The sequence below is a fragment of the Delftia acidovorans NBRC 14950 genome, from assembly GCF_001598795.1.
Classification (GTDB): domain Bacteria; phylum Pseudomonadota; class Gammaproteobacteria; order Burkholderiales; family Burkholderiaceae_C; genus Comamonas; species Comamonas acidovorans.
In genome coordinates this window covers 1-7,581 of sequence record NZ_BCZP01000053.1, presented here as the reverse complement: position 1 = coordinate 7,581, position 7,581 = coordinate 1, and the positions used below count along the sequence as shown (strand labels likewise).

Sequence of the window (7,581 nt, the reverse complement as noted above, 5' to 3'; positions counted from 1 at the left end):
CGCAGTCCATTCGTCCAGGATGGCCACGGCCACCGTGATACGGCGGTAGGCCCGCGCCGCCTTGCCGCCCAGCAGGTGCAGCACGCTGTCACGGAAAGGCTTGTACTTGATGGTCTCCTCGACCCGGCTGCCCTGCTTGCGGGCCGCGATCACAGAGGGCACGCCGTCCTTGCTGTCCAGCAGGGGCTCGATCTCGGTCTTGACGAAGCTGTCACGGTCGTCGTCCGTGGGCTGCCACAGCGCCTGCTTGCGTCGGCGGTGCGCGATGTTGTAGCAGACGAAGGCCGTGATCATTTTCGAGTAGCCGACGCGCTTGGACTTCTTGACGGCCAGTTCCTCGATCCGGTCGTCGCTCATGAAGTCCAGAATGCCCACCTGGAACGGCCAGGCCACCCAACCGCCCTTCTGGTGGCTGGATTCGCCGGCCAGCAGGAAGTGGTCGGCGGCCCATTCGGACAGTGTTTGCGGTGCGTCGGCCCGCAGGCTGGACAGGCCCAGCTGCACGGCGGCCTGGATGGCGGAAATGGCCTCTCTCGACAGGGGTGCGCTCAAAATGCGGCCTCCTCGTCCAGCTCATCCTCGTCGGGCGCCTCGGCCATGGCCGCCACGCGCTCGCCGATCAGCTTGGATGTGACGCGAATCCACTCGTTTCGCGCATCGGCGAGCACGCGCAGCACCGTGACGCGGGCATCTTCGGGTAGATCCGGGCAGGCCTTGCGCAGCTGGCCCTCGATCTGGTCCATGCGGTCCACCACGGCTGAGCTGGCGAGCCCCAGGACATCGGCCAGGGCGCCGATGGGCGCGAATTCGCCACGGGCGACGGCGTTTTTCAGGTCCTGGGCCTCGCGCTGCGAGCGCGCCAGCGCCGCACGTTCCTGGACCAGGTCCAGACCACCCAAACCGGCCGATGCGCGGCCCGCCGCCTGGTCGCGTAGGCGCTCGCAGTAGCTCAGCAGCCATTCGTGGCCCGAATCGCCCCGGACGATCACGCCTTCGCCCACCAGCTGGCTCACGCGAGCCTCGCTGACACCAACCAAAGCCGCAAATTCTGCTTGCGAAATAGGAGCATCAAAGTAAGGCAGGACCTTCACTTAACCCCCTTAGGAAGGTTGCGCAACAGTCCGAGAGCGCGGCTCGAATTACCCGCTTCCAAGGGGGCCAAAAAGGACCCGCGATCCTGCCTATTTTTTGAGCACATCGAGAGGGGCGCCGCCGCGCCGATGAGGGCGCGCACCGTCATGCCGACACCCCCTGACGCTCGGCCAACAGCGCATGCACTGCCGCCTCGTAGTCCGCGAACGCTCGCCGCAGGCCCTGCCCTGCGCGCGCATCGCACCAGTCGTCGTAGCCCGGCATGCCCAGGCTGGCCGCCATGCCCTCGACGCCGCTGCGCGTGTCTGCCCAGTTGTCGGGCTGCTGCCCCTCGCCTGCCGCAGAGGCCAGCATCACCACGTCCTTCCAACGCTGCTCACGCACCCAGCGCAGCAGGCTGGGACAGGCCTTGCCATCCTTCGCCGCCAGCAGTCCACGCTGCTGCTCAGCGGCAGCCAGCAGTTCCTCGGCCGTCACGTCGCCACGGGCAATGGCATCGGCCACGGCGTCGGCCACGTCCACCAACCGGGTGCGGCGATGCTCCGGGAAGCTGCCTGCAAGCGCCGTGGCGATAGCCAGTCCACCACTCGCCCCCCCTGCAGGGGGGTTGGGGGGTATGTATTGGTTTTGGTTCTGGTTCTGGTTACCCGTGTCATCCCCGTGACGAGGCGTGACACCACCCGTGACATCACCGTGACGTGGCGTGACATTGCCCGTATCACCACCAAGCCAGTCCGTGCCATTGAGCGTGACACTGGTATCTGTCACGACGATCCCATGCTGACGGCACAGAGCCATCAGATCTGCAGCTTTCGCCTTGGCAGCAGGCACGACACCCAGAGTACGAAGCGCAGAAAAGATAGCACTACGCCTAGCCCTGCTGCGCTTCTGCCGCAGATGCTCATTGCTCTTGACCTCGTTGCGCCCCTCCTGCTGCTGGCGGAACTGGGCCACGATCTGCTCGCATTCGTCGTTCTGATATCGGCCATCGGGCAGCTGCGTAAAGAACTCAGCCAGCACGAACTGCAGGGCATCGATCTCTTCCGGCGACCGGCACAGCAGGCGCCGCGCCAGCAGATCGAAGCTGGAGCCGTCCAACGCCGCCTCGGTGTCACAGTACATGTCACGCATGTCACGGTAGATGGCACGCTCCAGCCGTGACAAGTGCCGTGTCGCGGTGTTGAAGTCGCCGATGTGGTGGGGGTAGTGATTCATGCCTGCTCAACCTTCGATATCAATTCAGTCCGTCAACGTCGCCTGCTGCAGGCGGCAGCGCACAGGCTTGACCAGGCGATGCGGCGGCAGGGAGCAGGCCCGCGCCGCCACCTCTTCCACTCGCTTGGCCGCCACCAGCGCATTGACCGTGCTGGCCACGCTGGAGATCTCCAGCCATTCGCCCGTGCACTCGTTATGGAAGTCCCGCAGCTCGCGCCGGCTCAGGGCGGGCTGCCCCCGGCGGTGGGCTTCGGCCAGGCTGCTGTACAGCCGTTCATTGAGGCGCACCCGCGTGGCATTACCAATGGCGGAGAAAGAATCCGCCTTGGTGTCATGCGAGGTCACCTGTTGGGTGATGTGTTGCATGTCTATCTCTCCTGATATCAGCCGGGCCGTCAGCCCTGACTGGCTTTCCTGAATGCGTCATAGACGCGGCCACGGACCCAGCGGGGAACCAACTCATCGATGCCCGAGCGCTTGCGCACCCCGTCCAGGCTGATGCGGGGCTTGTAGTTGCCGCCGCGCACGAACATCAGCACCGGCCGCACGTCTGCGCCGCCTGTGCCGGTCACCGCCCAAATGCCGGGCGGCAGATTGGATGCCCGCTTGTCGTACTCGCCACGCGCGGTTGCCCGCGCACCGCCGCGCAGACGGCCATAGGCCACGATGTAGCGAATGCCCTTCACCGGCCCCATGAAGCGCGCGCCTTTGCCGCCGCGCTGGTGCAGGGCCTGCATGCGCCCCTTGGTCATGTTGGCCCGGTAGCCCTGCTCGCCGAAGGCCTGGAAGTAGGCAATCAGCTGTACCAGGGTCGAGCCCTTGAGGTTCCCGCGCCCGTCATCGCTGCCCGGGTAGGGAGTGGCGGGGATCGCGGTCTGGTAGCCAATGGGCAAGATGCCTGCCGTGCGCAGGGCCTTCTCGCTGCGCTTGTCACGGCGCCGGCCGCCATCCTCCTGAGCGGCCAGGATCTGCTGCGGGTCCACGCCCTTGCCGCCCATGTAGGTAGGCGCCACCAGCGCATTGAGGTCGCCGGCCGTGGCCTTCTTGACCACCTGCACCGACTGCAGCACATAGCCCGTGGGCCGGTCGAAAACGCTTTGCATTTCAGAGCGCATGGAATTCTTGACACGGCCCGCACCCATGTTGATGGCCTCGGCCGTGGCCAGAGCAATCTGCCCACCATCCAGGCCGGCCAGGGCACGCTTGTATCGATCACCGCCCTCAGGCTTGATATCAATACGCATTGCCACCTCCAGGGGTGTCGGCCAGGCGCTGCTGTGCCGAGCGGGCCAGGTACTGCGCCATGACGGTTAGTTCCTGCACCTGGCGGTCAAGCCGCCGCACCGCATTGCGCGACGGCTGGCGGTGCGCATCAGCTGCAGCGCGCGTGACCTCGGCCACGGCGGACTGGAAATGCATGAAGGCCTCCACCGGGTCACCCTCTGCCTGGTCTGGCAAGGCGCGCCGGCACTCGTACCCCAATTGGCTGGCCATGGCATGCAGCACAGCCGCATTGCCCGTGACCACCTGCAGCTGCACAGCCTCGCGCAGGGTCAGGTGGTGCGTTTCGTTGTTGGTGTTGAGCTTGTGCTGCAGCGTGCCGGCGTTGATGCCCATGCGCACGGCCAGTGCCTTGACACCGCCCTGGCTGGTCTGCGCCGTCAGGTAGGCTGCGTCCAGCACATCCATGCCGGCGGCAATGTCGGCTTGGGGATCGGATTCGACATAGCCAGGGGCGATGCCAACTGAGAAAGTTGCACTCATCAGCACAACCCCTTGCGAGCCATCGACATGACCCACAGCACAACACCCGCAACGCCCACAGCAGACAACATCGGCAGCCCCCAATGGGCGCAGGCCCTGGAGCTGTTCCTGGGCCAGATGATCGAAGTCCTGGAAGGCGAAGGCCGAGCCGGTTTCAGCGCGGGCGCGTTGGCCCGCTGGAGCGAACTGTGCTGCCAGCGCATGCAGGAGACAGGGAGCGCGGCACCGGAAGTGATTGCACAGCTGCGAAGCATCTCTGCAAGAGTGACAAGATGAACAGAAGACCATCCAGCAAGGGCGTCAAACATGCGCCACCCCGCCGCTGCTCGTCGCACGACGCACATCTTTGGGCGCCAACATCTCCTCCAGCGTCACAGCCCCACAGGAGAAGTCACGAACAGCAAGCATGTACTTCGCAGGAACGCCCTCATCAGCCATCTGGGTGATGCGCCCCAAGGTGACAGACAGATGAGCCGACAAGGCCGTCGAACGGCCACGCTCTGCAGTAAGCCAAGTCTTGAGTTCCATCACCTCACTTTAGATCATTCTAAAGATAGGGTCAACAATTTCCTAAACTCGGATTGTTTACCATTTCCTAAACATGGACGAACTGACGCAGCATCGGAAACAGCGCCTACGGGCACTGATCGACTCACCCCCCTACAGAGGGAGCCAGGTGGAGTTTTCGCGCGCCGCAGGAGTCAGCGAGGGTCGCATCTCTCAACTCCTTGACCCAGCCAAGAGCTTTGGCGAGAGGTCTGCACGCAACATTGCAAACGAGCTGCGACTGGGCGAACGCTACTTCGAGGATGGTTTTGCGACTAAACCAGAAGATGACAACAGCCCCATCCCAGCGGCCAACGAAAAAAAGCCTCGTCGTGTCCCCGTAACAGGCGCCGTCCGAGGGGGCGATGATGGCTACCTCATTCAAGACAACGGAATTGATGGCTGGGTTGATTTCTGGACACAAGACCCCCGCGCCTTCGCATTAAGAATCAAGGGCGATTCAATGCACCCACGGTATAGGGCGGGCGAATATGTAATTGTGACCCCAAGCATAGAATCGCAGCCAGGCATGGACGTCGTTGTCAAACTGACTGATGGAAAGTGTCTCCTAAAACAGCTCAACTGGATACGGGACGATGAGCTGCAACTAGTCAGCATCAATAACAGGTATGAGCCGATGACGTTGATGCGCTCAGACGTTGAGTGCATTGAGCGCGTTGCTGGCAGCGTGGGACAAGACTCTTTAATTTTCTAACGGAGATACCATGAGGGGCATCACTGTAACGGCATCTTTGATGGCTGCACTTATGGCCGGCTGCGTGACAGCCCCTCAATATGACCCATATCTTCACGAACGTCAGATATCTTTAAAGATAGTCGGCGGCTATGCCTTGTTTAACCGAGACTATTTGTATTCTGGTCATTCGGAAGAAGATTTAATTTCCTCCGCTAAAACAGCTGTATCGAATGCCCTGAAAGACCCTCAGAGCGCTCAGTTCAGAAACGTTCGCCTAGTTGCCTTCCAAGAAGGTGCAGTGGTGTGTGGCGAGGTCAATGGGAAAAACTCATACGGCGGGTTCACCGGCTTCAAGCGGTTCGCCGCAACATCTGAAGCTGCGCTCATAGACCAAACATCTTCCAGCCAAGCTGACGCGCGCAGCCTCGGGATCTACGAAGCCTGCACCGGCTAGCCTCGCAGCTGCCCCCCGGTCTCAAGCAATGTTTACAAATCTCTCAAGATTTCTTTAGCTTTTTGTTGACCGTCACTTTAGTTCTTAGTAAAGTTCGCCCAACGCATCTTTGATCGCGTTGGGCACCACGGCATCGGCCGGGCTCGCGCCGGTCCTTAAAAAGAGAGTGGCACAAGACTGTGGCTGGCTCAGCCCAGACCATCTATCGACCACTCTCGCCCTGCGAAATAAACAAGACCAGCACCCCACGCTGTGAAGCATGGGGCTGCCATCGGAGCCCTGCTTTCGCCCAGGCCGGCAGGCGCCCACTCCAATCACTGGAGCTGCGGCGCGAAGACCTGAAAACCCCCTTGCGGCCCAGCGTGGCCGATTTCACTGAGCGCGTGACAACGACCGCCAGGGGATGACCTCGTTCTTCGAGGCGCCCACACACCGCAGCCATGGCGGGTAATGGCTGAAGCACTGCCGGCTGTCGGGCTGACCGCCAGCAGCGCGCCCGCCCTGCGCAACGCAGGGCAAACCCAAGCGTCTTGGGTTGCAGGGCGCTTCGGTTTGACGCCGCGCCTCCGCCCTCTCAAGCACCCGCCTTTGGATGCACATGCGGCCTTCTTTTTCGCCGGGCCTGGGTTTCTCTCTTCGCAACCACCAGCCATCTCGCCCACGCAGCCGCCACGCGGCACCGGCCCTTTTCTTCGTCTACCACTGGAGATCTGCCATGGCAAATGCCATCCCACCGCGTCGCCCACCTCGCAAGCCAAAGGCCGAGCATCTGAGCATGCCCTACCCGAAATCCCCTGGCACACATCACCCAGCTTTCTGGCTCGCCGCCTATTTCCGGGATCTGGCGGAAACCGCAGCCTTGGATCAGCTCTGCAAACGCAGCCACGCAAAGCGCGGCCCCGGCACGGACAACGTTACCCAACTTGCTCTCTACGGAGCCCGCACCAAGCAGACAGATGAGACGAGTGCGTCTGCAGCACGAACCCGGGATGACGGGATGCTGCTCTACGCCTGGTCTGGGACGAGGTATTTCGAGGCATGCCCAGACCAGCCATGAGCCCTCCCTATCCCGAGACACCGCAGCCAACTCCTGCCGGGCCGTTCTGGCTGGCCACCTACTTCCGCGACCTGGCCGAAGGCGCCGTGATGGAGCGCGAGGGCGCCGGCCACCCGCTGATCTGGAGCGCATGCGCGCTGCTGAGCGACGCGGGATATGCGGCACTGGACGAGGCCAGGCACAGCGGAATGCTGCTCTACGCCTGGTGCGGCACCACCTTCTTTGACCAACCAACGGCCCGCCACTGAGCGGGCCGTTTGCATGCCGGAGACCCACATGCAACTCGCCCGCATCACCCGCCCCTCCACGCCGATCACCGATCACCGATCAGGCCTTTGTCTACCGCCGCAGCGAGCACACCAACGTGGCCCAGACCTTCGCCAGGGCGCGCGAGCAGCTGGCCAGCGCTGCGGAGGCGGCCACTCCACCCAAGCGCCGCACCCGCAAGACCAGCACCGCAGATGCGCCTGCCGCAACCAAGCTCCAGCAGATCCCGCTGGAACTGCCAACCCTCTGATCACTGGAGCCCTATGCGCACCTTCACCATCAAATGCGGCTGCACGCAGCAGCAATTCGTCGGCGCCTGCACGCAAGACGCATGCGCCTGGGCGCTGGAGCAATTTGGAGACCGGCCCTATGTCGTCATCTGCCACCGCTGACCGCGACCACCGCTGGGCCAGCGATTGGCACTACGCGCTGCGGCACGCCTTCGCGCTGGCCGACGCCTATGCCCTGGCAGCACAGCACGCCAGCAGG

The 7,581-nt window shown here is 63.1% G+C and carries 12 protein-coding genes; 5 read left to right on the top strand and 7 right to left on the bottom strand.

The features are described from left to right. The 6 genes from DA1_RS29015 to DA1_RS28990 form a co-directional block, all read right to left on the bottom strand. A partial coding sequence (locus DA1_RS29015; protein ID WP_174549425.1) for a phage terminase large subunit family protein occupies window positions 1-552 on the bottom strand: 552 nt, incomplete at its 3' end. Further along, window positions 549-1,013: a hypothetical protein gene (locus DA1_RS29010; protein WP_230590748.1), complete on the bottom strand. Its 465-nt coding sequence runs from the start codon at window positions 1,011-1,013 to the stop codon at window positions 549-551. The genes DA1_RS29015 and DA1_RS29010, both read right to left, overlap by 4 nt. Before the next feature lie 223 nt (window positions 1,014-1,236). Then, window positions 1,237-2,307 (bottom strand): YdaU family protein, encoded by a 1,071-nt coding sequence (locus DA1_RS29005; RefSeq protein WP_034391989.1) that lies wholly within the window; start codon window positions 2,305-2,307, stop codon window positions 1,237-1,239. A 24-nt stretch (window positions 2,308-2,331) separates the two neighbouring features. Next, a complete protein-coding gene (locus DA1_RS29000; protein WP_034391987.1) occupies window positions 2,332-2,673 on the bottom strand; it encodes a hypothetical protein in 342 nt (113 codons plus the stop codon). Window positions 2,674-2,702: 29 nt separating this feature from the next. After that, the gene (locus DA1_RS28995; protein WP_034391984.1) at window positions 2,703-3,551 is read right to left on the bottom strand and encodes a hypothetical protein; all 849 of its coding nucleotides are present in this window, start codon (window positions 3,549-3,551) and stop codon (window positions 2,703-2,705) included. Then, complete coding sequence (locus DA1_RS28990; RefSeq protein ID WP_051940622.1) at window positions 3,541-4,071, bottom strand: phage regulatory CII family protein; 531 nt, start codon at window positions 4,069-4,071, stop codon at window positions 3,541-3,543. The genes DA1_RS28995 and DA1_RS28990 overlap by 11 nt, the downstream gene beginning before the upstream one ends. A 27-nt stretch (window positions 4,072-4,098) precedes the next feature. Here DA1_RS28990 and DA1_RS28985 point away from each other — a divergent pair, with 27 nt between their 5' ends. Continuing rightward, on the top strand, window positions 4,099-4,347 hold the full coding sequence (locus DA1_RS28985) for a hypothetical protein (RefSeq protein WP_034391982.1): 249 nt from the start codon (window positions 4,099-4,101) through the stop codon (window positions 4,345-4,347). A gap of 24 nt (window positions 4,348-4,371) precedes the next feature. On the opposite strand, the gene DA1_RS28980 is transcribed toward DA1_RS28985, so the two are convergent. Beyond that, window positions 4,372-4,599 carry a helix-turn-helix domain-containing protein gene (locus tag DA1_RS28980; protein ID WP_034391980.1) on the bottom strand — a complete coding sequence of 76 codons (228 nt, stop codon included), beginning with the start codon at window positions 4,597-4,599 and terminating at the stop codon, window positions 4,372-4,374. A 73-nt stretch (window positions 4,600-4,672) separates the two neighbouring features. Between DA1_RS28980 and DA1_RS30145 the strand changes: the two genes are divergently transcribed. From DA1_RS30145 to DA1_RS31455, 4 genes are all read left to right on the top strand, one after another. Further along, window positions 4,673-5,332, top strand: a complete 660-nt coding sequence (locus DA1_RS30145) for a S24 family peptidase (protein ID WP_080736831.1) — start codon at window positions 4,673-4,675, stop codon at window positions 5,330-5,332. A 10-nt stretch (window positions 5,333-5,342) separates the two neighbouring features. Next, on the top strand, window positions 5,343-5,768 hold the full coding sequence (locus tag DA1_RS30830; protein WP_155294199.1) for a hypothetical protein: 426 nt from the start codon (window positions 5,343-5,345) through the stop codon (window positions 5,766-5,768). Between the two features lie 1,053 nt (window positions 5,769-6,821). Beyond that, window positions 6,822-7,073 (top strand): hypothetical protein, encoded by a 252-nt coding sequence (locus tag DA1_RS28965; protein WP_034391977.1) that lies wholly within the window; start codon window positions 6,822-6,824, stop codon window positions 7,071-7,073. 116 nt (window positions 7,074-7,189) lie between these two features. Beyond that, window positions 7,190-7,342, top strand: coding sequence for a hypothetical protein (locus DA1_RS31455; RefSeq protein ID WP_230590747.1), 153 nt, complete (start codon window positions 7,190-7,192; stop codon window positions 7,340-7,342). Window positions 7,343-7,581 lie beyond the last annotated feature (239 nt).

Coding starts and splice junctions, on each gene's coding strand:
- DA1_RS30145 (WP_080736831.1), top strand. CDS start 4,673: ATGGACGAACTGACGCAGCATCGGAAACAGCGCCTACGGGCACTGATC.
- DA1_RS28965 (WP_034391977.1), top strand. CDS start 6,822: ATGAGCCCTCCCTATCCCGAGACACCGCAGCCAACTCCTGCCGGGCCG.
- DA1_RS29000 (WP_034391987.1), bottom strand. CDS start 2,673: ATGCAACACATCACCCAACAGGTGACCTCGCATGACACCAAGGCGGAT.
- DA1_RS28995 (WP_034391984.1), bottom strand. CDS start 3,551: ATGCGTATTGATATCAAGCCTGAGGGCGGTGATCGATACAAGCGTGCC.
- DA1_RS28990 (WP_051940622.1), bottom strand. CDS start 4,071: ATGAGTGCAACTTTCTCAGTTGGCATCGCCCCTGGCTATGTCGAATCC.
- DA1_RS28980 (WP_034391980.1), bottom strand. CDS start 4,599: ATGGAACTCAAGACTTGGCTTACTGCAGAGCGTGGCCGTTCGACGGCC.
- DA1_RS30830 (WP_155294199.1), top strand. CDS start 5,343: ATGAGGGGCATCACTGTAACGGCATCTTTGATGGCTGCACTTATGGCC.
- DA1_RS28985 (WP_034391982.1), top strand. CDS start 4,099: ATGACCCACAGCACAACACCCGCAACGCCCACAGCAGACAACATCGGC.
- DA1_RS29005 (WP_034391989.1), bottom strand. CDS start 2,307: ATGAATCACTACCCCCACCACATCGGCGACTTCAACACCGCGACACGG.